24 protein-coding genes and 2 pseudogenes are annotated in these 24,405 nt (G+C 68.0%); 11 read left to right on the top strand and 15 right to left on the bottom strand.

Annotated features, from left to right (window positions below):
• Positions 1-17: 17 nt before the first annotated feature.
• Positions 18-908, bottom strand: a complete 891-nt coding sequence (locus ACQY5A_RS22190) for an NAD(P)-dependent alcohol dehydrogenase (RefSeq protein WP_428343285.1) — start codon at positions 906-908, stop codon at positions 18-20.
• Between the two features lie 156 nt (positions 909-1,064).
• On the opposite strand from ACQY5A_RS22190, the gene ACQY5A_RS22185 reads away from it, so the two are divergent.
• Both ACQY5A_RS22185 and ACQY5A_RS22180 read left to right on the top strand, forming a co-directional pair.
• Complete coding sequence (locus ACQY5A_RS22185; protein ID WP_428342441.1) at positions 1,065-1,676, top strand: TetR/AcrR family transcriptional regulator; 612 nt, start codon at positions 1,065-1,067, stop codon at positions 1,674-1,676.
• Positions 1,677-1,723: 47 nt separating this feature from the next.
• Positions 1,724-2,639, top strand: a pseudogene (locus tag ACQY5A_RS22180) (NADP-dependent oxidoreductase).
• 7 nt (positions 2,640-2,646) lie between these two features.
• Here ACQY5A_RS22180 and ACQY5A_RS22175 read toward each other — a convergent pair.
• A complete protein-coding gene (locus ACQY5A_RS22175; protein ID WP_428342440.1) occupies positions 2,647-3,519 on the bottom strand; it encodes a 1,4-dihydroxy-2-naphthoate polyprenyltransferase in 873 nt (290 codons plus the stop codon).
• A gap of 39 nt (positions 3,520-3,558) precedes the next feature.
• On the opposite strand from ACQY5A_RS22175, the gene ACQY5A_RS22170 reads away from it, so the two are divergent.
• On the top strand, positions 3,559-4,335 hold the full coding sequence (locus ACQY5A_RS22170) for an S-methyl-5'-thioadenosine phosphorylase (RefSeq protein ID WP_428342439.1): 777 nt from the start codon (positions 3,559-3,561) through the stop codon (positions 4,333-4,335).
• A gap of 1 nt (position 4,336) precedes the next feature.
• On the opposite strand, the gene ACQY5A_RS22165 is transcribed toward ACQY5A_RS22170, so the two are convergent.
• The 10 genes and pseudogenes from ACQY5A_RS22165 to ACQY5A_RS22120 form a co-directional block, all read right to left on the bottom strand.
• Entirely contained in the window at positions 4,337-6,088 is a 1,752-nt protein-coding gene (locus ACQY5A_RS22165) for an NAD-binding protein (RefSeq protein ID WP_428342438.1), read from the bottom strand.
• 36 nt (positions 6,089-6,124) lie between these two features.
• On the bottom strand, positions 6,125-7,216 hold the full coding sequence (menE, locus tag ACQY5A_RS22160) for an o-succinylbenzoate--CoA ligase (RefSeq protein WP_428343284.1): 1,092 nt from the start codon (positions 7,214-7,216) through the stop codon (positions 6,125-6,127).
• Between the two features lie 59 nt (positions 7,217-7,275).
• The gene (locus ACQY5A_RS22155; protein ID WP_428342437.1) at positions 7,276-7,578 is read right to left on the bottom strand and encodes a DUF3349 domain-containing protein; all 303 of its coding nucleotides are present in this window, start codon (positions 7,576-7,578) and stop codon (positions 7,276-7,278) included.
• A gap of 60 nt (positions 7,579-7,638) precedes the next feature.
• Positions 7,639-7,932: a hypothetical protein gene (locus tag ACQY5A_RS22150; protein ID WP_428342436.1), complete on the bottom strand. Its 294-nt coding sequence runs from the start codon at positions 7,930-7,932 to the stop codon at positions 7,639-7,641.
• Complete coding sequence (locus tag ACQY5A_RS22145) at positions 7,929-9,167, bottom strand: anion permease (RefSeq protein ID WP_428342435.1); 1,239 nt, start codon at positions 9,165-9,167, stop codon at positions 7,929-7,931. The genes ACQY5A_RS22150 and ACQY5A_RS22145 overlap by 4 nt, the downstream gene beginning before the upstream one ends.
• A gap of 95 nt (positions 9,168-9,262) precedes the next feature.
• The gene (locus ACQY5A_RS22140; protein WP_428342434.1) at positions 9,263-9,670 is read right to left on the bottom strand and encodes a VOC family protein; all 408 of its coding nucleotides are present in this window, start codon (positions 9,668-9,670) and stop codon (positions 9,263-9,265) included.
• 121 nt (positions 9,671-9,791) lie between these two features.
• A pseudogene (locus tag ACQY5A_RS22135) lies at positions 9,792-10,664 on the bottom strand (SDR family oxidoreductase); the annotation flags it as partial.
• Between the two features lie 99 nt (positions 10,665-10,763).
• Positions 10,764-11,666, bottom strand: a complete 903-nt coding sequence (locus tag ACQY5A_RS22130; protein WP_428342433.1) for a 1,4-dihydroxy-2-naphthoyl-CoA synthase — start codon at positions 11,664-11,666, stop codon at positions 10,764-10,766.
• 2 nt (positions 11,667-11,668) lie between these two features.
• Complete coding sequence (locus tag ACQY5A_RS22125; protein WP_428342432.1) at positions 11,669-12,121, bottom strand: nitroreductase family deazaflavin-dependent oxidoreductase; 453 nt, start codon at positions 12,119-12,121, stop codon at positions 11,669-11,671.
• 16 nt (positions 12,122-12,137) lie between these two features.
• On the bottom strand, positions 12,138-13,064 hold the full coding sequence (locus ACQY5A_RS22120) for an aldo/keto reductase (protein WP_428342431.1): 927 nt from the start codon (positions 13,062-13,064) through the stop codon (positions 12,138-12,140).
• Between the two features lie 84 nt (positions 13,065-13,148).
• Between ACQY5A_RS22120 and ACQY5A_RS22115 the strand changes: the two genes are divergently transcribed.
• A complete protein-coding gene (locus ACQY5A_RS22115) occupies positions 13,149-13,700 on the top strand; it encodes a TetR/AcrR family transcriptional regulator (RefSeq protein WP_428342430.1) in 552 nt (183 codons plus the stop codon).
• 108 nt (positions 13,701-13,808) lie between these two features.
• On the opposite strand, the gene fadD8 is transcribed toward ACQY5A_RS22115, so the two are convergent.
• Positions 13,809-15,410, bottom strand: coding sequence for a fatty-acid--CoA ligase FadD8 (gene fadD8, locus ACQY5A_RS22110; protein WP_428342429.1), 1,602 nt, complete (start codon positions 15,408-15,410; stop codon positions 13,809-13,811).
• Positions 15,411-15,487: 77 nt separating this feature from the next.
• Between fadD8 and ACQY5A_RS22105 the strand changes: the two genes are divergently transcribed.
• The 4 genes from ACQY5A_RS22105 to ACQY5A_RS22090 are packed head-to-tail and all read left to right on the top strand — an operon-like array spanning position 15,488 to position 19,793.
• Complete coding sequence (locus tag ACQY5A_RS22105; RefSeq protein WP_428342428.1) at positions 15,488-17,092, top strand: amidohydrolase; 1,605 nt, start codon at positions 15,488-15,490, stop codon at positions 17,090-17,092.
• On the top strand, positions 17,089-18,048 hold the full coding sequence (locus ACQY5A_RS22100; RefSeq protein WP_428342427.1) for an o-succinylbenzoate synthase: 960 nt from the start codon (positions 17,089-17,091) through the stop codon (positions 18,046-18,048). Before ACQY5A_RS22105 ends, ACQY5A_RS22100 begins: the two co-directional genes overlap by 4 nt.
• 54 nt (positions 18,049-18,102) lie before the next feature.
• On the top strand, positions 18,103-19,065 hold the full coding sequence (locus ACQY5A_RS22095) for a GlxA family transcriptional regulator (protein ID WP_428342426.1): 963 nt from the start codon (positions 18,103-18,105) through the stop codon (positions 19,063-19,065).
• Positions 19,062-19,793, top strand: coding sequence for a DJ-1/PfpI family protein (locus tag ACQY5A_RS22090; protein WP_428342425.1), 732 nt, complete (start codon positions 19,062-19,064; stop codon positions 19,791-19,793). The genes ACQY5A_RS22095 and ACQY5A_RS22090 overlap by 4 nt, the downstream gene beginning before the upstream one ends.
• Here the strand turns inward: ACQY5A_RS22090 and ACQY5A_RS22085 are convergent.
• Positions 19,790-20,617, bottom strand: coding sequence for an alpha/beta fold hydrolase (locus tag ACQY5A_RS22085; RefSeq protein ID WP_428342424.1), 828 nt, complete (start codon positions 20,615-20,617; stop codon positions 19,790-19,792). The two genes, ACQY5A_RS22090 and ACQY5A_RS22085, sit on opposite strands and share 4 nt — an antisense overlap.
• Positions 20,618-20,706: 89 nt before the next feature.
• On the opposite strand from ACQY5A_RS22085, the gene ACQY5A_RS22080 reads away from it, so the two are divergent.
• The 3 genes from ACQY5A_RS22080 (at position 20,707) to ACQY5A_RS22070 (ending at position 23,771) form a co-directional block, all read left to right on the top strand.
• Positions 20,707-21,495 (top strand): alpha/beta fold hydrolase, encoded by a 789-nt coding sequence (locus ACQY5A_RS22080; protein WP_428342423.1) that lies wholly within the window; start codon positions 20,707-20,709, stop codon positions 21,493-21,495.
• Positions 21,496-21,594: 99 nt separating this feature from the next.
• Entirely contained in the window at positions 21,595-23,232 is a 1,638-nt protein-coding gene (menD, locus tag ACQY5A_RS22075) for a 2-succinyl-5-enolpyruvyl-6-hydroxy-3-cyclohexene-1-carboxylic-acid synthase (protein WP_428342422.1), read from the top strand.
• A gap of 26 nt (positions 23,233-23,258) precedes the next feature.
• The gene (locus ACQY5A_RS22070) at positions 23,259-23,771 is read left to right on the top strand and encodes a DUF3592 domain-containing protein (protein WP_428343283.1); all 513 of its coding nucleotides are present in this window, start codon (positions 23,259-23,261) and stop codon (positions 23,769-23,771) included.
• Here the strand turns inward: ACQY5A_RS22070 and ACQY5A_RS22065 are convergent.
• Positions 23,735-24,364: a DsbA family protein gene (locus ACQY5A_RS22065; protein ID WP_428342421.1), complete on the bottom strand. Its 630-nt coding sequence runs from the start codon at positions 24,362-24,364 to the stop codon at positions 23,735-23,737. The genes ACQY5A_RS22070 and ACQY5A_RS22065 overlap by 37 nt on opposite strands.
• Between the last annotated feature and the right edge of the window lie 41 nt (positions 24,365-24,405).

The following is a 24,405-nucleotide window of genomic DNA, read 5'->3' as shown; positions in this document are numbered from 1 at the left end:
TGTTCTGTGTCAGATAGTTACTGCGGGACTATGACGAGCTTGCCGCCGGTGGGCGTGTGAGCGCGCTCCAGATGGGCGAGCGCGTTAATCGCCTGTGTGAGCGGTGCCGCGCCAGCGACCGGGATAGCCAGCTCGCCGCCCGCGGCGGCGTCGGAGACCGTTTCGAGGGCCTCGGGTGAGTACTTGGCGAATAACGGCTTGAAGGCTCGCGAAAACAGACTCCTCGCCATCTTCGCGGGGGTGGCGTTGATGTCGACGATGCGTCCGCGTGGCTTGAGAAGCGCACGGGCATCCCTGAATGACAAGGTCCCGGCGGTATCGATCACAAGGTCGAACTGGCCCTTGAGACGCATTGGGTCGAAGTCGAAGTCCACCACGGGAGAGATGCCGAGGGCTTTGGCATCAACCATCGCGGTGTCGCGACAGCTGCCTGCCACGTACGCGCCGTGCATCAGCGCGATCTGAGCCGCGGCTCGGCCGACCCCGCCGAGGCAGCCGTTGACGAAGACGCTCTCACCGGGGTGGAGTTCGCCCTTGTCGATGACGCACTGCAATGCGGTCACGCCGACTGTGGGTAGGGCCGCAGCCTGTTCGAAGGACAGCCTCACCGGCTTGATGACGATCAGGTTCTCTTCCGCGACAACCATTTCGGCGAATGCGCCCGATGCCTTCATGCTCATCGCGCCGAGCACGTCGTCGCCGACCTCGAAGCGGGTGACGCCCGTGCCGACGCCCACCACGGTGCCGGCGAAGTCGTGTCCCAATCCTCGGGGAAAGCGACGGCCGGTGATGAATTTCATCGCGCCGCTGCGGATCTTCCAATCCATCGGGTTAGCGGCTGCCGCTCGCACCCGGACCAGCACTTGGCCCTTGCCTGGCGACATCGGCTGGACGTCCTCAAGGTGCATGAGTTCGGGGCCACCGTAGTGGTGATACTGAATTCTCTTCATCTTGACTCCATCTGGAAGTAGTTGCCTTGGCTGAGATTCTGATAGGATCGGAAGCGTAATTCCGCTTCTGTTTATAGTATGCGGAGCCGTCGCTCCGGTTGTCAAGGGAGAACTTTGTCGGATCAGAGATCGAACGCAGCAGCGGACGGCGACTCGCCAATCGCCGCGTCGACGCGCCCGTTGCGGGCCGATGCTCAGCGCAACCGAGACCGCATCTTGAAGACGGCCGAGTTGGTCTTCGCAACCGAGGGGACAGAAGTCCACGTCGAAGCCATCGCCGAGCGGGCCGGCGTGGGCGTCGGGACCCTCTACCGGCACTTCCCCACCAAGCAGAAGCTGGTCGAGGCGATCATGGTCGATCGTTTCGTGGCACTCCTCGTCGAGGCCCGGCGGTTGGCCGAAGATGCGGACGATCCCGGCGGCGCTTTCTTCGGCTTCCTCGACCACTTCATGGAGGAAGCCGTCGCCAAACGGGATCTGCTCGCGATGATGGGCCAAGGCGCGGGGTACGAAGAGGCCGCGGCGGCGAAAGAGGAACTCGGCGACGCCGTCGGAGTGCTGTTGGGACGAGCTCAATCCGTCGGTGCGGTACGCCCGGAGGTGTCGGCGATAACGGTGTTGTGGCTAATCGGTGCGGCATGCCAGGCGGCGGCGCACGCGAATGCGGCCCCGCGTGATCTGTTCGCCATCATCTGCGACGGGCTACGACCACCGAGCCCTGGCTGAGCCATGACCACCCTCGATGCTTCGAGCCCAGCGAGAGGTAATGAATCGTGAAAGCAGTGCAATTCCGCGATTTCGGCGGTCCTGAGGTCTTGGAAGTTGTCGAAGTCAGCGAGCCCCATGCCCTGGACGGTCAGGTGCGGATCAAGGTCCGCGCAGCCGGTGTGAACGCCGTCGACTGGAAGGTCCGTGCCGGACATCTACAGGAACAGATGCCGCTTGCCCTGCCCGCGGGGACCGGTAGGGATGCATCCGGCATCGTCGACGAAGTCGGCGACGGAGTCAGCGATGTCGAGCTCGGCGACGCGGTCTTTGGCAGGGGATCAGCCACCTTCGCCGAGTACGCGGTCCTGCAGAGTTGGGCCCGCAAGCCGGCTGCGCTGTCCTTCGAGGAGGCGGCGGGGTTCGGCGTCCCGGTGGAGACAGCCATCCGCATTATCGACTTGGTCGATGTGCAGGCCGGTCAAACGCTGCTGATCAGCGGCGCCGCCGGCGGAGTCGGCTCCGCCGCGATCCAGATCGCGAAGAACCGCGGGATCAAGGTGATCGGCACCGCCGGTCCCCGCAACCAGGACTACCTCACCTCCCTTGGAGCCACCCCCAACCACCTACGGGCCCGGGCTCATCGACCGCGTGCGCAAGCTCGCCCCCGGCGGCATCGAGGCTGCGCTGGACCTCGCCGGCTCCGGGGTCATCCCCGAGCTCATCGAGCTCACGGGCGACCCCACAAAAGTCGTATCCATCGCCGACATCTCCGCGCCCGACTACGGCGCCCAGATATCCCAGGTATTCGGAACGGTTTTCGACCCCGCGGCGGCGTTCACCGAGGCGGCCCGGCTGGCACAGCAGGGACGCCTGTCGATGCCAATCCAGCAGACCTATACCCTCGACCACGCCGCTGACGCCCAAAGGGCAAGCGCCGCAGGCCATGTTGCTGGGCGTCTGATCGTGACCGTCTCCGCCTAGCGTCGGCTCAAGCCGTCAGGGACAACGCCGCCGCGACCGCGACCGACCAGACCAGCATCGTCAGACCGGTGTCGCGCAGCACCGGGATCAGCGCGGGCCCGGTCTGCCCGCTACGCACCGGTTTTGCGGCCCGTATCGCCAGTGGAGTGGCCAGCAGTCCCAGCGCGCACCACGGCGTCGCCGCGGTCAGCGACAGCGTCGCGACGGCAGCGCCGGCCAGCAGCAGCTGATAGAAGATGCGTGTTCCCTTGTCGCCCAACCGCACTGCCAGTGTGACCTTGCCGGACTCCGCGTCGGTCGGGATGTCTCGTAAGTTGTTGGCCACCAACACCGCCGACGACAGCGCTCCCGTCGTCACGGCCAGGACCACCCCGACCCAGTCGACCCGCGACGCCTGGGTGAACTGGGTGCCCAGCACGGCCACGAGACCGAAGAACAGGAAAACCGCGACTTCGCCAAAACCCGCGTAGCCGTAGGGCTTCGAGCCTCCGGTGTAGAGCCACGCCCCGGCGATAGACAGCGCACCAACCGCGATCAGCCACGGCGCGCTCGTCAACGCGAGCGCCAGCCCGGCCGCCGCGCCGACGGCCAGGCTGGCTAGCGCCATCGTGAGCACCGAGCGCGGCGCCGCCAATCGCGAGCCGACCAGCCGCAGTGGGCCGGCCCGGTTGTCGTCGGTGCCGCGGATGCCGTCGGAGTAGTCGTTGGCGAAATTGACCCCGATGATCAGAGCGACCGCGACGGCCAGCGCCAGCAGCGCCTTCCACCAGACCGCGGAGTGCAGCCAGGCGGCTCCGCCGGTGCCGGCGATGACGGGAGCGATGGCGTTGGGGAGGGTTCGCGGTCGCGCACCGGCGATCCACTGCGAAAGACTGGCCACCCTGTGATCGTGTCACGCGCGTGCACGACAATGATCACCGTGCTTGGAGTGATTGGCGGCAGCGGCTTCTACAGCTTCTTCGACTCGGCCGCCCGCAGCGTCAGCTTGGACACGCCGTTCGGCGAGCCCAGCGGCCCCGTGACGGTGGGTCCCATCGGTGACCACGAGGTGGCTTTCCTGCCCCGCCACGGGGTCGACCACCGGTATCCGGCGCACAAGGTGCCGTACCGGGCCAACATGTGGGCGCTGCGCTCCCTGGGGGTTCGGCAGGTGTTCGCGCCATGCGCGGTCGGCAGCCTGACCGTCGACCACGGTCCGGGGACGGTGGTGGTGCCCGATCAACTGGTGGACCGCACCTGTCGTCGCGCCGACACGTACTTCGACTCCGGCGCGGCGCACGTGTCGTTCGCCGACCCCTATTGCCCGACGCTGCGCGCGGCGGTCACCGGGCTGCCCGAGGTGGTGGACGGCGGGACCATGGTTGTCATCGAGGGGCCGCGGTTTTCCACCCGCGCGGAGAGTCGGTGGTTCGCCTCGGCGGGCTTCACCCTGATCAACATGACCGGCTATCCCGAAGCGGTGCTCGCCCGTGAACTTGAAATCTGCTATGCGGCAATTGCTTTGGTGACCGATTTGGATGCCGGTATCGAGGCCGGCGGCGGGGTGAAGGTCGACGAGGTCATCGACGTGTTCGCGAAGAACATGGAGCCGTTCAAGAAGCTCGTTCGCGAAGCCGTCGGCCGAGTCGGCGCCGAGCACACCTGCCAGCAGTGCCTGTCGCACACCGGGATGCCGCTGCCGTTCGACGAGGGGTAGGTCAGCCGGCTTTGGACGCCGGCTTGCGCCCGTCCTCGGCGCCCGCCTGCCGCGGCGGTCGTCCCCGTCGCAGGGTGTCGATCAGCTCGCGGTAGGGGCCGACCAGGTAGACGGTGTCGTCGGCGTGCAACCGGGAGTCGCGGCGCGGGTGCAGCTTGAGCAGCCCGTTAGACGTCACGATCGCGATGACCCGGGCCTGGGTGGACAGCTCGAACATCCGCAGGCCGTCCAGTTCGCTGCCGGCGGCAACCTGCATGCCGCCCACCACGAACGAACTCTGGCCCACCGAGAACGTGCCCAGCACCTGCAGGCCGATCGCGGCGCCGATGAAATACGGCACCGCCAGTTCGACGGTGGAGCGGACGTTCTCGAAACCGAATCGCTGTGCCACTGCGAAGCCCAGCGTGCGGTCGTACACCCGCAGGATCAGCGGTATGTCGGTGTAGTGCTCCCGGGTCGCCGTCTTCTTGCCGAGCATCTCGGTCAGCACGATGCCGGTTTCGATATTGATCATGTCGTTGCGGGTCAGCACCGCGATGGCGCGTGCGCGGTCGACCTTGGCGGCCTGCAGGGTCTGGCGCAGCGTGGCGTCGCCGAAGATCACCGGCACGTCGAGGTCGCGCACCGCGGACAGGAAGCGGTTGTCCTCGTCGCGCTCGATCACTGCGACGTCGTGTCCGGCTGCGGTCAGATCCTGGACCACCCGCATGCCCAGACCACTGAGCCCGACCACGACGGTGTGATTGCGCAGATGTCCGACCCGAGGGCGTGACGAGGCGAAAACGAAACGGCGCGAAAGCAATACGTCAGCGACAAACGAGACCAGCAGTGCGGTGGTGGTCACACCGCTGAACATCAACAGCGTGGAGAATGTCCGCAACCAGGTGGGCTGGTTGACGAAGCTGAAGTCGCCGTACCCGGTGGTGGTCATTGTTTCGATGGTGAAGTAGAACGCGTCGACCCAGCCCATCTTGGGTGGGGGACGGTAGCCGAAGCGCAGCACGAACGTGGCGGTGACCAAGACCACCAGCGTCGCGGCGACGACCGGATAGAACGTCGGGTTGAAGTCGTTGATGACGCCGCGAACATTGTCCAACGCGCGCCGGAAGACCGTCCGGCGCGACCGCGACCTCGACGAGTCCGGGACCCGGATGCCGCGCGCGGCCAACTCGTCGGCGGTGCCGATCATCATCGCCCAGTCACCCGCGTGCACCCGCTGATCCCGGCCGGGGCAGATGTCCAGCTCACCGGGGGTGGGGGAGTCTTCGCCGTGGATGACGGCCACCGGTGCCAAGTCGCCGTAGAGCTCGCGCAGCGTCGCCTCGCGCGACGCGGTAGTGCCCGAGACGACGAACGTCAGCCCGGCCGCGACGAAGTCGTGGGTGTCCTGAGACAGGCAGGCTTCGACCACCGCCGGGGCGGCCAGCTCGGCGACGTCGAAGATCGCGCCGGGACCGTTGTCGTTGGCGACCGCCTCGCGCAGCACATCGTTGGCCACCCGCGACACCACGCGCACGTTAGGGTTAGCTTTCCTTGCGAGCAAAGCGATTTCGAGATTCACCGCATCGTCATCGCCGGCGCAGACGACGGCCAGGGCATGGGACACCTCAGCCAGGGTGAGCTCGCGGGCGACCCCGGCTTCGGATTCTTCGCCGGTGACCAGCCTGACCACCGTCGCGCCGGCGTTCTTCAGCTCGTCAGCGATCGTCGTCGCCAGTGAGTCGTCACCGCTGACAATGACGTGGCGATGCATGCTCACACCATCCCTGCGTGCCGGTTCACCAGGGCATTATGTCATCCGAGATGCGGTGGCCAGCCGTATCAACGCCGAGCGGTCGACCTTGCCGATGCCGCGCATCGGCAAGGCTTTCACGATATGCAGCTCGCGCGGCGCGGCGGTCTGATCCAATGTGCGTGAGACGTGGGCCCGCAGCGTGTCGAGCGTGGGTGCGGCGGACCCACTGGTCAGCACGACGGCGGCGACCACCCGCTGGCCCAGTCGCTCGTCGGTCAGTCCGAACACCGCACAGTCGGCTACCGCGGGATGGGTCCGCAGCGTGGCTTCGACCGGCTGCGGTAACACCGTCAACCCGCCGGTGCTGATCGCGTCGTCGACGCGGCCCAGAACGCTGAGCGCTCCTGAATCGTCAACGATGCCAAGGTCGTCGGTGCGAAACCAGCCTGCTTCGGCGAACGGATCGGGGTCGGGCGGATTGCGGTAGCCCTTGGCCAACGTCGGGCCGCCGAGCAGGATCCGGCCGTCGTCGATGCGCAGTGTGACACCGTCGAGCGGGACGCCGTCGTAGACGCAGCCGCCCGCGGTCTCGCTCATCCCGTAGGTGCGGACCACGGTGACACCGGCGCTCGCCGCGGCGTCGAGGACTGGTCTCGGGGCTGGGCCGCCGCCGATCAGCACCGCGTCCAGGTTGGCGAGTGCCTCCGTGGCGGCGGGATGGTCCAGCGCTTTGGCCAGCTGCGTGGCGACCAGCGAGGTGTAGCGCCGGCCCGGACCGAGTTCGTGGACGGCAGAAGGCAATTGGCGGACGTCGAAGCCGGTCGACACATCCAGCTCGACGGGTGTGTGGCCGGCCAGCAGGCTGCGTACCAACACCTGGATTCCGGCGATGTGATACGACGGCAGGGCCAGCAGCCAGCGACCGGGCCCGCCCAGCCGGTCGTGGGTGGCCGTCGCGCTGGCGGTCAGCGCGGCGGCGGTGAGCAACGCGCCCTTGGGTGGGCCGGTGGTTCCCGACGTCGTCGCCACTAAAGCAACGTCGTCGTCGATGTCGTCGTCCACCCGCAGTGCTTCCAGCGCTGAGCGGTCGATCCCGTCCGGCACGGGCAGCAGCGCGGGGGACCGGCCGCGCAGGACATCGTCCAGGGCGGCCAGCAGCGGGCCGGCCGAGGAGCCTTGCGCCACGGCGAAAGCCCGAAGGACGGCTATATGGTTTCCTCGCCGTCGCGGGCGTCTTCCAGCGGCCAACCCTTGGCGGCCAGCCGCTCGCGCACCCGGTCGACATCCTCCGGAGTGGGCAACTCGTCGGTCAGTTGGGTGATCAGCACGCCGATATCGACGTGGTCGAAGTCGCCTCGCTGCATCAGGTCGCCGGCCACCACCTTGACCTCGTCGTTGCTCAGCCGACGAGACAACAAGGCGAGCACCGGGAAGTAGTCGGTCGGCGGGATGCCTTCTGGGTAGCCGGCGCGCAGCCACGCGACTACTGAGGTCAGAAATCGGTTCACGGTGTCTTGTTTCCCCCGCTGAACGGTCGCTACGCCTACAAACGGAATGAGATTCCGATGCTACGCGGGCTTGGCTCCGAGGATGTAAAGACCGGTATGGGCTCCGATGAACTCGCGAGCGACGTACAGCACGCCGATGACGACTGCGGTCAGTGCCAATGCGTACAGCGCGTAGCTGACAGCGGTCAGGGCCGGGTTCTTGTGGGCGACGGCCGCTCCGGTGGAACCCTGGACACCGGCACCGGCGGAGCCCACCCGCACCGCGATGGCGAACAACGCGGGCAGGCCGCTGCCGAGGACTAGGCCGAAGATCAGGATCTTCAGCGAGGCCTGGTAGTTGAACCAGTGGCTCATAGCGTGCCTGCTTTCTTGGCCTCGGCGGTGTGGGCGGTGGCGTCGGAGACTTCGCCGTTGCGGAAGGGAGCGCCCGCGATGCCGGGCTTGCCATCCTCGTCGAGCCCGGCGGTCAGGTCACCCTTCCACTCGGCGTTGACGTTGTTGTGGTCGACCTTGGTCTTGCGCGACTGCACGTAGATCGCGCCCGCCGCCGCTGCGAGCAGGAGGAAGCCGACGATCGCGCCGCCGTAGCCGCCGATCCCGTGGGTCACCCAGTACGTGACGGCCCCGACCAGGCCGGCCGCGGGCAGCGTGATCAGCCAGGCGGTTGCCATCCGGCCCGCGACGCTCCAGCGAACCTCGGCGCCGGGCTTTCCGACGCCGCTGCCGAGTACCGATCCGGTCACCACCTGAGTGGTGGACAGTGCGTAGCCGAACTGGGCGGACAGCAGAATGATGACCGCCGAGGAGGATTCAGCCGCCATGCCTTGCGGCGACTTGATCTCGACGAGGCCTTTGCCCATGGTGCGGATGATCCGCCAGCCGCCGGTGTAGGTGCCCAGTGCCATCGCGCAGGCACAGGCAAAGATCACCCAGAACGGCGGGAGGGCTTGGGTGCGGCTGACCGCGCCATAGGAGATCAGCGCCAGGAAGATCACGCCCATCGTTTTCTGGGCGTCGTTGGTGCCGTGTGCCAGCGAGACGAGCGACGCCGAGAAGATCTGGCCGCGGCGGAACGCGGTTTCGCTGCGCTCCTCCGGGACACCGCGATTGATCCGGTAAACCAGCCAGGTGCCCACCGCGCCGACGATCCCGGCGAGGAAGACCGACACCAGGGCCGGAATCAGCACGCGGGAGACCACGCCGGTCCAGAGCACCCCATGCGCGCCGGCCGCCGCGATCATGGCGCCGACGATGCCACCGACCAGGGCGTGCGACGAGCTCGAGGGGATGCCCAGCAGCCAGGTCAGCAGGTTCCAGACGATCCCGCCGACCAGGCCGGCGAACACCAGCTGAAGCGTGACGAGGTGTCCGTTCACCAGATCCTTGGCGATCGTCCCGGCGACGGCGGTGGACAAGAACGCCCCGGCGAGGTTCAACACCGCCGACAGCGTCACCGCCTGCTTCGGCTTGAGTGCGCCGCTGGCGATCGACGTCGCCATGGCGTTTCCGGTGTCGTGGAAGCCGTTCGTGAAATCGAATGCGAGGGCAGTGATCACGACGATGATCAGAAGGAACAGCTGAAGATTCACGGGGCTAATTCTGTAGGCAGGGGGGTGCAGTTGTCGAAAGAACGGAGTCGCAAATCGAAGGTATATCGCACTAGTCGACAGATGTTCTTCTGGGGTTAACCTCTCAGCTCATCGCGTTCACCGCGGGTATCGCGGCGCAGCGGATGCTCCGGCGGGATCTGGACGAAGATCAACAGCACGCCGTCCGGATCGACCACATGCATCTCGTGCAGACCCCATGGCTCCTGGCGGGCCTCGCGGGCGATAGCGACGCCTCGGCTCTCCAGTTCGGCCTGTGTCGCGCGCACGTCGCGAACCTGAAGCCACAGCGCGCCGGGAAAGGGCCGGGCGGAATTCTCGTCGGCGCCGTGGTTGGCCAGCTCGATCAGCGACTGCCCGGCAAAGAACACCGTGCCCGCGCCGTAGTCGCGGAAGATCGCCAGGCCGATCTGGTCCCGGTAGAAGCTCAGCGACCGCTGGTAGTCCGCCGGCCGAAACAGCATCCGGCTGGCGAGAATCTCCATGCCTTCGTGTCTATCACGCGTCGGGATTGTTGGGCTGGATCCGATGAGCCGACTCGCCCCCTCGCCGCTCCGCGGCTGGGGGTACCCCCACCTCATCGCGCTTCGCGCTCTGCATCGTCGTCGGCTGAAGCCGCTGCCGCCGGATCGCCGTCGTGGCCAAGCCCGGCACGACGGTGTCGATGGCCTGCGCGGCGATCGCCATCCGGGGCGCGATCCGCACGGGGCGGGTGCGCGCCGCGGTGATCATCCAGCCCGCCGCCTCCTCGGAGGTCAGCGCGGGCAGCCCCCGATACTCCTTGGTCGGCGCGATCATCGGGGTGGCCACCAGCGGGTAGTACAGCGTGGTCGAATGCACACCCTTTGTCGCCCACTCGGTTTCGATCACCCGGCTCACCGCCGACAGCGCGGCCTTCGAGGCGTTGTAGACCGCGAACAGCGGCGACGGCTCACTGAACACACCCCAGGTCGCGACGTTGATGATGTGCCCGTCGCCGCGCTCCAGCATCCCGGGCGCGATGCCGCGGATCAGTCGCAGCGGCGAGTAGTAGTTGAGCACCATGGTCCGGTCGACGTCGTGCCAGCGTTCCAGCGACTCGGCCAGCGGCCGCCGGATGGACCGGCCGGCGTTGTTGATCAGAATGTCCACCCCGCCGAGCCGCTCCTCGACGTCGGCGACCAGCGCGTCGACCGCGTCCAGGTCGGACAGGTCGCACGGGATGGCGATCGCGTCGCCGCCGTCGGCGGCGATCCGGCCGACCACCTCGTCCAGCAGATCCTTGCGGCGGGCTACCGCGACCACGGTGGCGCCGCGGCGGGCGAACTGCTCGGCGGCGCATTCGCCGATCCCGGACGAGGCACCGGTGAGCACCACGCGCTTGCCGGCCAGGTCGATGCGGGTGGCGCCGGGCCGGGGCAGCAGGCGTGGCGCCAGCGGTGGCCGCATCGAAGTCAGCGTGATCTGCTCGGCCAGTAGTCGAAGCGGGTTCCAACGCACGTCGGAAGTCTAGGCGGCGGCAGTCGGCGCCGAGATCGACGCCAGTGTGGTGCGCTCCCGCTTCTTCGCGCCAGCGTCGATCTCAGACGAACCCGTTGGCTAGAAGTAACGCGGGAACGGGCTCCAGTCAGGCGGCCGCTTCTCCAGGAATGCGTCGCGACCCTCGACGGCCTCGTCGGTCATGTAAGCGAGCCGGGTGGCCTCACCGGCGAACAGTTGCTGGCCGACCAGCCCGTCGTCGAGCAGGTTGAAGGCGTACTTCAGCATCCGTTGCGCCTGAGGCGATTTCGCGTTGATCTCGGCCGCCCACTGGATGGCGTCGGTCTCCAGCTCGCCATGATCGACGACGGCGTTGACCGCGCCCATCCGATGCATCTGCTCGGCGGTGTATGGCCGGCCCAGGAAAAAGACCTCGCGGGCGAACTTCTGGCCGACCTGTTTGGCCAGGTACGCGCTGCCATACCCGCCGTCGAAGCTGCCGACGTCGGCGTCGGTCTGCTTGAACCGGGCATGCTCACGGCTGGCCAGAGTCAGGTCGCAGACCACGTGCAGGCTGTGCCCGCCGCCGGCGGCCCACCCATTGACCAGGCAGATCACCACCTTCGGCATGAACCGGATCAGTCGCTGCACTTCCAGGATGTGCAGCCTTCCAGCCCTTGCGGCGTCAACAGTATCGCCGGTGTCTCCGCTTGCGTATTGGTAGCCGCTGCGCCCGCGGATGCGCTGATCTCCGCCGGAGCAGAACGCCCAACCGCCGTCCTTTGGGGACGGGCCGTTGCCGGTCAGCAGCACCACCCCGACGTCGGGCCACATCCGGGCGTGATCGAGCACGCGGTAGAGCTCATCGACGGTGTGCGGGCGGAACGCGTTGCGCACCTCGGGCCGGTTGAAAGCCACGCGCACGGTCGCATCGGTGACGTGGCGGTGATAGGTGACGTCGGTCAGCTCGGCGAACCCGTCGACCGGCTTCCACTGGTCGGCGTGAAAAGGATTGTCAGACAAGGTTATTGGATTCCGTCCAGTCGAAAGACCGCGATGCGGCCGGCCAGCGCCTCGAATTCCTCCGGCCGTCCGTCGGTGACCAGGCCGGCCCGTTTCATGAAGCCGACCCCGGTGGGCACCTTTTCGGGGAACACCCGAAGCAGCGGACGGGAATCGTCAGCGGACAACTCGACCATTCGGACGCGGCGCACCTTGCGGCCACGCGCCACCGTCACTTCGCCGGCGGCGCGAACATTGGCCACCCAGTCCGCGCCGGGAAATCCGGCGACCACATATTCCTGGCTGCCGACGGTCATCGGTGTGACGGGAGTCGACCGTTCGCGGCCCGACCTACGGCCGGGCACCGTCAGCACCACCGGGCTCTCGCCGCCGAAACTCAGGCCCAGCCGCGACATTCCGATGAACACCTTGTTCGCCGGTTTGAGCCACCACGGGGGCTGCACCGATTTGGTCATACGGCGACGGTACTCGTCAGCTCTGCTCGACGAACCTCTCGATGCCGTGCGGGAACGGGTCGGCTCCCGGCGCGGTGACGGCGTCCAGGCGCGCGATCTGGTCGGCGCTGAGCACGACATCGCCCGCACCCACGTTCTCCTCGAGATGGCCGATCGATTTCGTACCCGCGATCAGCAGCACATTCGGCCCGTGAGCCAGCAGCCAGGCCAGCCCGACCTGTGTCGGCAGCACGTCGAGCTCGCCGGCGATCTCGAGTACCACCGGATTGTCGGCCACCTTCGGAAAGCCGGGGAACGCCGAGCCGAGCGGGAAATACGGCACCCACCCGATGTCTTCGGCCTTACAGACGTCGAGCATCGCCTCTTGAGAACGGTCGAGCAGGCTGTAGGCGTTCTGGACGCAGACGATGCCCGCAGGCAACGCGCGCCGCAGGATCTCCAGCGGCACACTGCTGATCCCGATGCCGCCGATCTTGCCCTCGTCGCGCAACGCGATCATCTCAGCCAACTGGTCGTCGAGGTCGACGACCTGGTCATCTTCGGCCTGCACGCCCGGACCGAGGTCCATGCGGCGCAGGTTGACCACCGGTATCTGGTCGAGACCCAGTTGGCTCAGGTCGTCTTCGACGGCGGCGCGCAGTTCGGCGGGCTTTTGCGCGGCGGCCAGCGGCACCGGTTCGCTGCCGGTGTAGCGCGCGCCGACCTTGCTGACGATGACGAGATCGTCGGGGTAGGGCGCCAGCGCTGCGTGGATGCGGCGGTTCACCTCGCCGGGGCCGTAGAACGACGCGGTGTCAATGTGGTTGACGCCCAACTCGATTGCGCGACGCAGCACCGCGGTCGCGTCGTCGGACGCCGGCTCGAAGAGTTGCATGGCGCCGTAGCCGACCCGAGCCACCGAGCTCGTGTCGATGCGGCCGATGCCGCCGGGGTTCTCTGTCATGGTGCTCCCATCGTGAGACACTGGTGAAAATGCGGAGGTTCCTCCGTTTGAATCGAGAGTAGCAGAAACGGAGGAGGCTCCGCTTTGGCCGGGACCGTTCGCGCCGACGCGCGGCGCAATCGCGAGAGGCTGCTCGAGGTCGCGACCGCGGCATTCGCCGCCGCGGATGGCAAGCCGGTGTCGCTGGAATCGATCGCCCGCGACGCCGGGGTCGGCATCGGCACGCTGTACCGCCATTTCGCCAATCGGCAGGCGCTGGTCGAGGCGATCTACCGGACCGAGCTCGCCGAGGTGGCCGAGGCCGCGACGACATTGCTCAAGCGGCATCCGCCCAAGACGGCCCTGCGTCGCTGGATGGACCGCTACGCGAGTTTCGTGGCAGCCAAGCGAGGCATGGCCGAATCGCTGCATGCGATGTTCGACTCCGGCGCCATGCAACCCAACGACACTCGCGCGAGGATCGGCGGCGCAGTCGACTTGCTGCTGCGGGCCGGCGCCGACGACGGCAGCCTTCGCTCCGACGTACAGGCCGACGATGTGGTGTCCAGCCTGATCGGCATCTTTTTGGCCAGCGGCTCGCCCGAGCAGACCGGCCGATTGCTCGATCTGTTGGTGGCTGGCGCGTCAGCTCGGTAAGGGAATGAATCGCCGCCCCCCGGACGGCTGCCGACGGCCCGGCATAGCGGGCGCTGGGATGCGAAAGCCCCGCTGGCCGGGCGCTCGAGCGGCGTGTCAGCCGCCCGCTCAGCCGACCGCTCGGCCGGCGCCTTCCCAGAACCGCGCACGCACGGCCTTCTTGTCCGGCTTACCCAGCCCGGTCAACGGGAGCGCGTCGACGATCACCACGCGTTTGGGTGACTGCACCGGACCCTTGCGCTCCTTCACCGCGGCCTGAATCTCCGCCGTCATGGTTTCGATCGCGGCGTCGTCGCGGGCCGCGTCGTCGCGCAACACCACCACGGCGGTGACGGCCTCGCCCCACTTGTCGTCCGGCGCGCCGACCACACACACCTGTGCGATCGAAGGGTGCTCAGCCACAACATCTTCCACCTCGCGGGGGAACACGTTGAAGCCGCCGGTGACGATCATGTCCTTGACCCGGTCGACGATGAAGTAGAAGCCGTCGTCGTCTTCGCGGGCCATGTCGCCGGTGTGCAACCAGCCGTCCTTGAAGGTGTCGGCGGTGGCCTCCGGCAGATGCCAGTACCCACCGGCCAACAGTGGCCCGCTGACGCAGATTTCGCCCGGCTCGCCTTGTGGAACGGGCGTGCCGTCCTCGCCGAGCAGCGCCACGCGGGCGAACAACGTCGGGCGCCCGCACGACGTCAGCCGCTTCTCGTCGTGGTCGGTCTTGGCGAGGTAGGTGATCGCCATCGGGGCCTCGGACTGCCCGTAGTACTGAGCGAAGATCGGGCCGAACCGGCGGATCGCCTCGGCCAGTCGTACCGGATTCATCGCCGAGGCGCCGTAGTACACGGTCTCCAGCGACGACAGGTCGCGGGTGTGCGAATCCGGGTGGTCCATCAACGCGTACAGCATCGACGGGACCAGCATCGTCGCCGTAATCTTCTGCTCTTCAACGACTTTCAGCACTTCGGCCGGGTCGAACTTGCTCAGCACCACCATCTCGCCGCCCTTGACCACCGTCGGCGTGAAGAACGCGGCGCCGGCGTGCGACAGCGGCGTGCACATCAGGAACCGCGGGTGCTCGGGCCACTCCCATTCGGCGAGCTGGATCGACGTCATCGTGGCGATGTTTCCGGTGGTGCCGATGACTCCCTTGGGCTTGCCCGTGGTCCCGCCGGTGTAGGTCAGGCCGCCGACGTGACCGGGTGGCAGGTCGGCGACGGTGATCGGCTGCGGCGAGTACTTGGCGGCCTCGGCGTTCAGGTCGACTGCCACATGCTTGACTTCTTCGGGGACCGGGCCGATCGTCAGGATCTGCTTCAGCGAATCGACTTTGTCCAGCAGGCCCAGCGCGCGCTCGATGAACATCGGGTTGGGATCGATGATCAGCGCGGTGGCACCGGCATCGGAGAGCACGTAAGCGTGGTCGTCGAGTGAGCCCATCGGGTGCAGGGCGGTGCGCCGGTAGCCCTGAGTCTGGCTGGCGCCCAGGATCATCAGCACCTCGGGGCGATTGAGGGCGAGCAGGCCGACGGTGACGCCGCTGCCGGCGCCCAGCGCGTCGAACGCCTGGATGTACTGGCTGATCCGCTCGGCCAGCTGACCGCCGGTGAGCGTGGTGTCGCCGAGGAACAGCACTGGCCGGTTCTTGTGGCGCTTGAGTGCGCCGACGAGCAGGTGGCCGTTGTGGGTGGGATTGCGCAACAGGTCGTCACTCATACGGCCAGACTAGAACGTGTTGCAATTTGTGTCTGCCACCCCCTCGGATACCCCGACCATCATTAGGATTCGACCCCATGGCCGCCGCAGATGTCGTCATCACCGGAACCGTCCTGACCGTTGACGACACCCAGCCCACCGCCGAGGCGCTGGCCATCGCGGGCGGCCGGATCGTCGCGGTCGGCAGCCGGGCCGACGTGGGCGAGTTCATCGGCCCGGACACCGAGACCATCAACCTTGGTGACGGCTGCGCGATGCCGGGTTTCGTTGAGGCGCATGGTCATCCGCTGATGGAGGCGATCGCGCTGTCCGATCGGCTGGTCGACATCCGGCCGGTCACCCTGCGCGACGCGGGCGAGGTGGTCGACGCGGTTCGCCGCGAGGTGGCCCGCCGCGGCTCGGACGGCGCCTACCTCAACGGCTGGGATCCGCTGCTGCAGGACGGCCTGCCGGAGCCGACGCTGGGCTGGCTGGACGAGGTCGCGCCCGACGATCCGCTGGTGATCATCCACAACTCCGGCCACAAGGCCTACTTCAATTCGCGCGCCGCGCAGCGGGCCGGGCTCGATCGCGACACGGCCGACCCCAAGGGCGCCAAGTACGGCCGCGACGCCAACGGCGACCTGGACGGCAGCGCGGAGGAATCCGGCGCGGTGTTCCCGCTGCTCAACGGGGCCATCTCGCCGAGCGACTATCCGGCGATGCTGCTGGCCGAGTGCGCCCGGCTCAACCGGGCCGGGCTGACCACATGCTCGGAGATGGCCTTCGATCCCTCGCTGCGACCCCTCGTCGACGGTCTGCACGACATGCTCACCGTGCGGCTGCGGACCTATGAGATGTCCAACCCGCAGATGACGACCGACGCCACGCCCGGCGAGGGCGACGACATGCTGCGGCAGGTCGGCATCAAGATCTGGGTGGACGGCTCGCCGTGGATCGGCAACATCGCGCTGTCGTTCCCGTACCTCGACACCGCGGCCACCCGGACTATCGGCGTGACGCCGGGCTCCTGTGGCCACGCCAACTACACCGCCGAACAGCTGACCGAGATCGTCGGCGCCTACCACCCGCTGGGCTGGCCGATGGCCTGCCACGTACAGGGCGACGCCGGCGTGGACACCATCCTCGACGTGTACGAGCAAGCGCTGCAACGCAATCCGCGCCACGACCACCGGCTGCGCCTCGAGCACGTCGGTGCGATTCGGCCCGAGCAGCTGCGGCGCGCCGCCGACCTCGGCGTCACCTGCAGCATCTTCGTCGACCAGATCCACTACTGGGGCGACGTCATCGTCGACGGGCTGTTCGGCGAGGAGCGTGGATCCCGTTGGATGCCAGCAGGTTCCGCGGTGGCCACCGGCATGCGCATCTCGCTGCACAACGATCCGCCGGTGACGCCCGAGGAGCCGCTGCGCAACATCAGCGTCGCCGTCACCCGCATGGCGCCCAGCGGTCGGGTGCTCGGTCCCGAGGAGCGGCTGACCGTCGAGCAGGCCATCCGGGCGCAGACCATCGACGCGGCCTGGCAGCTGTTCAGCGACGACATCATCGGTTCGCTCGAGGTCGGCAAATACGCCGACCTGGTGGTGCTGTCCGCCGATCCGCGTGCGGTGCCGCCGGCGGACATCGCCAACCTGCAGGTGCGCGCGACGTTCCTGGCCGGTCGCCCGGTCTACACCTCGTGACCCCCACGCTGCCCGACGTTCTCGACCGCCTGCACGTCGTCTCGCTGCCGATGCGGGTGCGCTTCCGGGGCATCACCACCCGCGAGCTGGCGCTGATCGACGGCCCCGCCGGGTGGGGCGAATTCGGCGCGTTCCTCGAATACGGCGACGCCGAGGCCGCGCACTGGCTGGCCGCCGCCCTCGACTCGGCCTACCGGCCGGCCCCGCCGCCGCTGCGCAACCGTGTCGATATCAACGCCACCGTCCCCGCCGTCCCCGCCGCGCAGGTGCCGGAGATCCTGGCCCGCTTTCCCGGCGCGCGCACGGCCAAGGTGAAGGTCGCCGAGCCCGGCCAGAGCCTCGGCGACGACGTCGCCCGGGTCGACGCGGTCCGGGCGCAGGTGCCCACCGTGCGGGTCGACGCCAACGGCGCCTGGACCGTGGCCGAGGCCTTTGAAGCAGCAGCGGCGCTGACAGTGTCCGGCCCGCTGGAATACCTCGAACAGCCCTGCGCCACCGTCGACGAACTCGCGCAGTTGCGCCGGCGAATCGACGTGCCGGTGGCCGCCGACGAAAGCATCCGCAAGGCCGGCGACCCGCTGGCCGTGGTCCGCGCCGGCGCGGCCGACATCGCTGTCGTCAAAGTCGCTCCGCTGGGCGGTATTTCGGCATTGCTGGCGATCGCGGCGCAGATCGATATCCCCGTCGTGGTCTCCAGCGCGCTGGACTCCGCGGTCGGCATCGCGGTCGGGCTGTCCGCCGCCGCGGCGCTGCCGACGTTGAACCACGCCTGCGGGCTGGGCACCGGCCGGCTGTTCGTCGAGGACATCGCCGACCTGGTCGAGTCGAAAGACGGCTACCTGCCGGTCGGGCCGGTAACACCCGACCCGGCGCGACTGCAGGCCCTGGCCGCGTCGCCGGAGCGCCGGCAGTGGTGGATCGACCGGATCCGGGCCTGCTATCCGCTGCTGTCCTGATTTGTGGGGTGCATGGCGTAGACGACATGGGGGCTGATCGCCAACACTAGCCGTATGACGCGAAAAGTCCTGATTGTCGGCTTTCCGGGCGTGCAAGCGCTGGATCTGGTCGGGCCGTTCGATGTGTTCGCCGGGGCGTCGACGGCGTTGGCCGCCCAGGGTAAAAAGGGCTATGAGCCGGTGTTGGCATCCCTCGACGGGCAGCCGGTGTCCACCGGGGCCGGGTTGACCTTCGGCACCGCCACGCTGCCTGACCCCCCGGAGCAGGTCGACACATTGGTGTTGCCGGGCGGTCAGGGCACCCGCCCCGACAAGCGTGATCCGCGGCTGATCGATTGGATCGCCGCCGCGGCGCCGCTGGCCCGTCGCGTCGTCACCGTGTGCACCGGCGCCTTCCTGGCGGCGCAGGCAGGCCTGCTCGACGGTTGCCGGGCGACCACGCACTGGGCTCACACCGACGAGTTGGCGCGGGAATTCCCGGCGATCGATGTCGACCCCGACCCGATCTTCGTGCGTAGCTCACCGACGGTGTGGACGGCTGCGGGCGTCTGCGCGGGCATCGACTTGGCGCTGGCGCTGGTCGAAGAGGACCACGGAACCGAGGTGGCTCAAACCGTCGCCCGCTATCTGGTGATGCACCTGCGGCGGCCCGGCGGGCAGACGCAATTCGCCGCGCCGGTCTGGGTGACCCGCGCCAAACGCGAGCCGATCCGCGCCGTCCAGGACGCCGTCGAAGCCGAACCCGGTGGCGCGCACAGTATCGACGAACTGGCTCGCGTCGCCGCGATGAGCCCCCGGCATTTCACCCGGGTATTCACCGACGAAGTCGGCGAGGCACCCGGCGCTTACGTCGAGCGGGTTCGCACCGAGGCGGCCCGCCGACAGCTCGAGCAGACCGACGATACTGTGGTCGCGATCGCCGCACGTTGCGGCTTCGGCACCGCGGAAACCATGCGCCGCAACTTTATCCGACGGGTCGGTGTCTCACCCGACCAGTACAGAAAGACATTCGCATGACCCAGATCGCGATCGTCGTCTATCCAGGTTTCACCGCGCTGGACTTCATCGGGCCCTACGAAGTGCTGCGCTGGCTGCCCGACACCGAGGTCCGCTTCGTGTGGCACGAACCGGGCCCGATCACCGCCGACTCCGGCGTCCTGGTCATCGGCGCCACCCACTCGTTCGCCGAAACCCTTTCGCCGGATGTGATTCTGGTGCCCGGCGGGATGACCACCGTCGAACACGCCCGCGACGAGAAGCTGCTGGACTGGGTGCGCACCACGCATCGGACCGCGACCTGGACGACGTCGGTGTGCTCGGGTTCGGTAGTCCTCGCGGCCGCGGGGCTGCTCGACGGTCAACGCGCCACCTCACACTGGGCGGCCCTGAGCATGCTGAAAGCCCTGGGCGCCAAGCCCGTTGGCGATGAACGGGTGGTAGCAGCGGAGCGCCACGGAAAAAAGATAATCACCAGTGCAGGGGTGTCGGCGGGAATCGACTTGGCGCTCTGGCTGGCCGGCCAGATCGGCGGTGAGGAACGGGCGAAGGTCATTCAGCTGTCGATGGAGTACGACCCGCAGCCGCCGTTCGACAGCGGCCACATGTCGAAGGCATCCGCGAAGACCAAGGCGGTCGCCACCGCCCTGATGGCCCGCGATATCGCCAAACCGGCTCAGCTCAACGCCGGGACGCGACTGTTGTGGAACCGCGCGCTGACGGCAGCCCGGAGCAAAGCCCGTCGCTAGCCGGCGATCGCGTCGACCACCGCGTCGGGTTCGTCCATCGAGACGAAGGTGCGCGCGCCCGGCACCTCGATCAGCTTGGCGTTGCTGAACGCCGCGGCCAGTCGCCTGCCCAGCTTCGGGGTGAACACCCGGTCGCCCTGACCCCAGACCAGCGTGACCGGCTTGTCGAACCGGTGCAGGCGGGTCGCCACTTCGGTGAGATCGGTCTTGGCGATCTGACGCAGCAGCGCCGCCAGGTCGCGGCGGATGCGACTGTCGTTCAGGCACGGCGCAATCCAGTCGGCCGTCACCTGCTCGTCCGGCCGGCTGAGTAGCAGGCCGAATCCGAGCGCCGAGTCCCGCAGCGGCCGAAGCCGCATCGGCTCCAACATCGCCTTGATCGAGATCGGGCCGCGGAGCACGCCGAACACCGCGCTGAACGGGAACGGCGGGCATTGCTCGAAAGCGTCGCAATTGGTCAGCACCAGGCGGCCGATCCGGTCGGAGTTGGCGTCGACGGCAAGCTGGCAGATGCCGCCGCCGGTGTCGCTGCCGACCAGCGTCACCTCGGACAGGTCAAGCGCGGCGATCGCATCGTTGACGATCCCGGCGACGCCGTGCAGCGACAGCACGCCGGCGTCGCTGACCGGGATGGTGTGCGAGCCCAACGGCAAGGTCGGCACGATGCAGCGGTATCCCAGCCGACCCAGCCTTTCGGCCACCGCACGCCACAGTTCGCCGTTCACCAGGACGCCGTGGACGAACACCACCGGCGGATGCGCCGAATCCTGCGGACCGTATTCACGGTATTCGATGGTGGCCGGTGTGAGGGCTAGCTGTGTCATGTCGACAGTCAATGCCAGAACCCGCTGCCAGCTCGATGCAGCGAGCTGCCAAATGCTGCCAACGCCCGGAGTCGCGTAGGTTCGTCGACGTGATCAACCTGGCTTATGACGATAACGGGACGGGGGAACCCGTCCTCTTCATCGCCGGACGCGGTGGACTGGGACGCACCTGGCATCTCAATCAGGTCCCGGCGTTTCTGGACGCCGGCTACCGCGTCATCACCTTCGACAACCGCGGGGTCGGCGCGACAGCGAGCGCCGACGGTTTCACCACCGAAACCATGGTCGCCGACACTGCGGCGCTGATCGAGTCGCTCGGCGTCGGGCCGGTGCGCATCGTGGCGGTGTCGATGGGTTCCTTCATCGCCCAGGAGCTGATGCTGGCGCGGCCCGAGCTGGTGACCCAGACGGTGCTGATGGCCACCCGCGGCCGGCTGGACAAGGCGCGCGAGTTCTTCCGGACCGCCGAGGACGAGCTCGCCGCCTCCGGCGTGCAGATCCCGACCGCGTACGACGCCAAAATCCGCCTGCTGGAGAGCTTTTCGCCTAAAACGCTCAGCAACGACGAAGCGGTCGCCGAGTGGATCAGCATGTTCACCATCTGGCCGATCAAGATCACGCCGGGAATCATCCGGCAGGGCTGGGTTTCGCCGCAGGGCAACCACCTGCCCTCCTACCAGGGGATCACCACGCCGACGCTGGTGCTCGGTTTCGCCGACGACGTGGTGACGCCGCCGCACCTGAGCAAAGAGGTCGCCGACGCCATTCCCGGCGCCAGGTACCAGCTGGTCGCCGACACCGGGCATCTGGGCTTCTTGGAGCGGCCCGAGGTGGTCAACGCCGCGGCGCTGAAGTTCTTCGCCAGCATGGGGTTCTGACCTGTGCCGCGAGCAGACGCAGAATCGTCTCGCGCGTCGCTGTGTCATGCGATTTTGCGTCTGCTCGGCCCCCGAAGGCGCCCCACGTAGGCTGAACTGGTGAATCCCTCGACGGCGCAGGCCCGCGTGGTCGTCGACGAACTGATCCGCGGCGGTGTCCGCGACGTGGTGCTGTGCCCGGGCTCGCGCAACGCCCCGCTGGCGTTCGCGCTGCAGGACGCCGACCGGGCCGGCCGGGTGCGGCTGCACGTCCGCATCGACGAGCGCACCGCCGGATTCCTGGCCGTCGGGCTGGCGATCGCCGCAGGCACCCCGGTCTGCGTCGCGATGACGTCGGGCACCGCGGTGGCCAACCTCGGGCCTGCCGTGGTGGAGGCCAACTACGCGCGGGTGCCGCTGATCGTGCTGTCGGCCAACCGGCCCTACGAAATGCTCGGCACCGGCGCCAACCAGACCATGGAACAGCTGGGCTACTTCGGCACCCAGGTCCGCGCCACGATCAGCCTCGGCCTGGCCGAAGATGTCCCGGAGCGGATGGACGCCCTCAACGCGACGTGGCGATCGGCCACCTGCCGCGTCGTGGTGGCCGCGACCGGCGCGCGCAGCGCCAACGCCGGACCGGTGCATTTCGACATCCCGCTGCGTGAGCCGCTGGTGCCCGACCTCGAGCCCGGGCCCGTCCCGCCGGGCCGCCCCGACGGCAAGCCATGGACCTACACCCCGGTGGTCAGCTTCGACCAGCCGCTGGACATCGACCTGAGCCTCGACACGATCGTCATCGCCGGCCACGGCGCCGGTGTGCGGCCCGAGCTGGCCGCGCTGCCGACGGTCGCCGAGCCCACTTCATTTTCTGGCCGTCCCCCCCCATACCCGCTGCATCCGTTGGCGCTATCGCACCTGCACCCCCAGCAGGTGATCATGCTGGGGCGGCCCACCCTGCACCGGCCGGTGTCGGCGCTGCTGGCCGACCCGTCGGTGCCGGTCTACGCGCTGACCACCGGGCCGCGCTGGCCCGACGTCTCGGGCAACTCGCAGGCCACCGGCACCCGCGCCGTCACCACCGGCACGCCGAACCCCGATTGGCTGACCCGCTGCGCCGAGCTCAACGGCCACGCCGTCGCCGCGGTGCGCGAGCAGCTCGCGGCGCACCCGCTGACCACGGGCCTGCACGTGGCCGCCGCGGTGACCGATGCGCTGCGCCCCGGCGATCAGCTGGTCCTCGGCGCGTCCAACCCGGTGCGCGACGTCGCACTGGTCGGCCTGAACCCGCGCGGTATCACGGTGCGATCCAATCGCGGCGTGGCCGGCATCGACGGGACGGTGTCGACCGCGATCGGGGCGGCGCTCGCGCACGACCCGACCGGAGGCCGCACGGTGGCGCTGATCGGCGACCTGACCTTCGTTCACGACAGCTCCGGCCTGCTGATCGGGCCGACCGAGCCGGTTCCCGCGGACCTGACCATCGTGGTGTCCAACGACAACGGCGGCGGCATCTTCGAACTGCTCGAGCAGGGCGACCCACGGTTCTCCGACGTCTCCGCCCGGGTGTTCGGCACCCCGCACGACGTCGACGTCGGCGCGCTGTGCCGCGCCTATCACATCGACAGCCGGCAGATCGAGCTCGACCAGCTGGGTGCCGCCCTCGATGAACCAGCCGGCGGGATGCGGGTGCTGGAGGTCAAAGCGGACCGATCGTCGCTGCGCGGACTGCACGCCGCGATCAAGGCTGCCCTGTGAATCGACCGGCCGGCGCTCTCGCGGCGCTGAAAGCCTGGTGGCGCATACTCATTCACGGTCGCAGCGGCGAATTCCCGAACACTCCCGGGCACCGTGCGGTGCGGCTGGCCCGGATCTTCGTGCTGATCCTCGTCACGCTGGCCACACTGCAGTCGCTGCTGTTGGTAGCCGGCGCGGTACGCAATGACATTGCGATTCACAACGATATGGGTGTAGCCGAGGCCGAAGTGCTCGACGCGGGTCCGCGCCGCTCGACCATCGAGTTCGTCACGCCGGACCGGGTCACCTACCGGCCCGAGCTCGGAGTGCTGTATCCATCCCAATTGGCAACGGGCATGCGGATTTACGTCGAGTACGACAAGCTGAACCCCAATCTGGTTCGCGTGCAACACCGTACCGCCAAGCTGGCGATCATCCCGGCCGGTTCCATCGCCGTGGTCGGCTGGCTGATCGGGGCGGCAGCGCTGAGCGGTCTGGCGTGGATGGACAAGCGGCTGGACCGTCAGCTGGTCAGCGCGTCCAGCCAGCCCGGATCTTGAGTGTCGACAACGCTTCTGGTGTTCAGGTTGTAGATCGTCGGGGTACCCGGGTTAGCCGGGTTCTCCTCTTTGAGGCGGGCCTTGTTCGCGTCGTTGACCGCGACGGTGTCCACCACGCTGTCGCCGGCCGCGATCCGGTCGGCCACCAGGTCGGGCAGTCCACTTTCGCGGGCCATCGTCACGACGGCGTCGACCGTCGGGCCGTCGGAACTCTGGTGGCGGTAGAGGTCTTGCACGAAAGCCTGATACGCCGTCGGCGACGTGGCCGGGTCTGCGGCCAGAAACAGCGCGTTGACCAGACGGGCGGACACGTCGTTGTGATGCCGGCCGTCCAGGAAGGTCAGCCACCGATACGTGATGGCCAACCGGCCGCCGGCGAGCGCGGCGGCCACCCGATCACCGTCGGCCGCTTCGAACTCCGCGCAGTGGGGGCATTGCGGTTCGCAGAAGACCTCCAACTGCACTGGGGCGATCCACGATCCGACCAGCACGCCGTTGGCGTCGAAGGTTCGTGGAACGTCGGCGTGCGCGTTGCCGGTGGCCAACATCACCAATCCCAGCACCGTGGCCCATACGTGCAGGTAGAACCGCATTGTCAGAGTCCCCTTTGGGTCAGAGTTCGTGTCGCGTACGC

This window comes from Mycobacterium sp. (assembly GCF_965277065.1).
GTDB lineage: Bacteria > Actinomycetota > Actinomycetes > Mycobacteriales > Mycobacteriaceae > Mycobacterium.
This window is presented reverse-complemented; position numbering and strand designations above follow the sequence as displayed.

Coding starts and splice junctions, on each gene's coding strand:
- ACQY5A_RS22120 (WP_428342431.1), bottom strand. CDS start 13,064: ATGACAGAGAACCCCGGCGGCATCGGCCGCATCGACACGAGCTCGGTG.
- ACQY5A_RS22065 (WP_428342421.1), bottom strand. CDS start 24,364: ATGCGGTTCTACCTGCACGTATGGGCCACGGTGCTGGGATTGGTGATG.
- ACQY5A_RS22090 (WP_428342425.1), top strand. CDS start 19,062: ATGACCCAGATCGCGATCGTCGTCTATCCAGGTTTCACCGCGCTGGAC.
- ACQY5A_RS22085 (WP_428342424.1), bottom strand. CDS start 20,617: ATGACACAGCTAGCCCTCACACCGGCCACCATCGAATACCGTGAATAC.
- ACQY5A_RS22140 (WP_428342434.1), bottom strand. CDS start 9,670: ATGGAGATTCTCGCCAGCCGGATGCTGTTTCGGCCGGCGGACTACCAG.
- ACQY5A_RS22105 (WP_428342428.1), top strand. CDS start 15,488: ATGGCCGCCGCAGATGTCGTCATCACCGGAACCGTCCTGACCGTTGAC.
- ACQY5A_RS22095 (WP_428342426.1), top strand. CDS start 18,103: ATGACGCGAAAAGTCCTGATTGTCGGCTTTCCGGGCGTGCAAGCGCTG.
- ACQY5A_RS22165 (WP_428342438.1), bottom strand. CDS start 6,088: ATGCATCGCCACGTCATTGTCAGCGGTGACGACTCACTGGCGACGACG.
- ACQY5A_RS22190 (WP_428343285.1), bottom strand. CDS start 908: ATGCACCTTGAGGACGTCCAGCCGATGTCGCCAGGCAAGGGCCAAGTG.
- ACQY5A_RS22150 (WP_428342436.1), bottom strand. CDS start 7,932: ATGAGCCACTGGTTCAACTACCAGGCCTCGCTGAAGATCCTGATCTTC.
- ACQY5A_RS22125 (WP_428342432.1), bottom strand. CDS start 12,121: ATGACCAAATCGGTGCAGCCCCCGTGGTGGCTCAAACCGGCGAACAAG.
- fadD8 (WP_428342429.1), bottom strand. CDS start 15,410: ATGAGTGACGACCTGTTGCGCAATCCCACCCACAACGGCCACCTGCTC.